General features: G+C 65.3%; 2 protein-coding genes. One reads left to right on the forward strand and one right to left on the reverse strand.

Going from position 1 to position 1,498, the window contains the following annotated elements; genetic code table 11:
* The first annotated feature begins 300 nt into the window (after positions 1 to 300).
* Positions 301 to 705, forward strand: a complete 405-nt coding sequence (locus tag FFK22_RS45010; RefSeq protein ID WP_138893701.1) for a 7-cyano-7-deazaguanine synthase — start codon at positions 301 to 303, stop codon at positions 703 to 705.
* Here FFK22_RS45010 and FFK22_RS41735 read toward each other — a convergent pair.
* Positions 621 to 1,322, reverse strand: coding sequence for an IS6 family transposase (locus FFK22_RS41735; protein ID WP_143956997.1), 702 nt, complete (start codon positions 1,320 to 1,322; stop codon positions 621 to 623). The two genes, FFK22_RS45010 and FFK22_RS41735, sit on opposite strands and share 85 nt — an antisense overlap.
* Positions 1,323 to 1,498 lie beyond the last annotated feature (176 nt).

The raw sequence follows: 1,498 nt of genomic DNA on the forward strand, positions 1-1,498 counted from the left end.
GCGCCCTCAGGGGCTCTTTCTGCTTCCCCGGCCTCGCTTGCACAAGCGGGGAAGCAGGGGGGAAGCAACTGGATGCATGTTGCGGCGCACCTTGTTGCCGCTGTGATGTCGGTGGTTTCCGAACCCGACTCGCCATTTCTCCTCCATCAACCTAGCCGAAGGGCCGTGCGTGCGATCCGCTCGCAGGCCCAACGCCGACGCTCATTTGCATCCAGAGTGTGATCCAGGCCTAAAGCGACGTCCAGCGCCCTGCCTCCGGACGGGGCGCTTCTTCATATGCGGATCTCCGGATCTCAATACATGCAGCGAGCGGGACTACACCTCGTTCACCGCGGTCGTTGTCGCCAAACTCTTCGAGGTCGGCGTCTATTGCGATTCGAGCGGCGGCGCCTGTTCCTATTGAGGCGAAGATTTGACCTTAAGAACGATAAGGGGGCGCTCGTCGTCTTCTCCGACGTACAGGACAGCACGACCTGCCATGCCTGGGCGCTCAATCGGTTCGAACATCTTGAGGCTGTCAGCTTTGATTGCGGCCAACGCCATCGTGTGGAACTCGAATGCCGGGGGAGGGCTTGTCACGTTGTCGAGCGTGGCCGCGATGAGGCCGGCATCCTCCGGGCTCAGGCCGCAACGCCAGCCGCATCCCGCCATGCCGCGAACGCCTCGGCGCGAAAGCGGCGGTGCGTGCGGGCGGTGGTGAGGTGACGGCAAACGTTGAAGGTGTTGTAGGTCGCGGCGTGCATCGACAGGAACCGCTGCGCCGAGGCGGGCGACTTGAACCGCTGCAGCTTGCGTTCCCGTCGGCGAACCGGGACGTGCGAGCTCTCGGCCCGGTTGTTTTGCCGCTTGGCCCTGATGTGAACTGCGGCGCCCAGGCCCAGATCGCGAAGCGCAGCGGCGTAGACCGGACACTTGTCGGTAACCCACTGGTTCGGGGCGATCCCCAGCTTCCGGAGGAGCTTACGCATCAGCCTGCGGGCGGCCGCCGCGTCCCGCCTGGCCTGAACCAGCACCTCGAGCACCTCACCCTCGGCATCGACGGCGCGCCAGAGATACATCTGCTTGCCGCCGATCCGGACGAACATCTCGTCGAGGTGCCAGCGCCGGTGCGGCGCCGGCCGCCATGCACGAAGACGCCGAGCGATTGCGGGACCGAAGCCGATCACCCAACGCCGGATCGTCTCGTACGACACCTCGATGCCACGCTCGGCGAGCAGGTCCTCGACGTCGCGGTAGCTCAGGGTGAAGCGGAGATACATCCAGACGGCGCGCTGGATTACATCCGATGGAAAGCGGTAGCCGGAATAGCAGGGTTGGGCCATGGCAAACCGCTATGCTGATCGCCAGAGCCCCGCAAGGCCGCGAATGTGACAAGCCCGCCGGTTTTGTTTAGGGCTTCGGATGCCGGCCCTGGTGCAGTGGGTTGGGCCGGGAGCGGGGCCGGCGTCCGAAGGCCTTCGGAGGAGGAAGCCGCGGTCAGCCCGAGGGGTGCCGACCA

This window comes from Mycobacterium sp. KBS0706 (genome assembly GCF_005938675.2).
Classification (GTDB): Bacteria; Pseudomonadota; Alphaproteobacteria; order DSM-16000; family Inquilinaceae; genus Inquilinus.

Bases quoted from the DNA above. Each gene is read 5' to 3' on its own strand.
- FFK22_RS45010 (WP_138893701.1), top strand. From the start codon at position 301: ATGCAGCGAGCGGGACTACACCTCGTTCACCGCGGTCGTTGTCGCCAA.
- FFK22_RS41735 (WP_143956997.1), bottom strand. From the start codon at position 1,322: ATGGCCCAACCCTGCTATTCCGGCTACCGCTTTCCATCGGATGTAATC.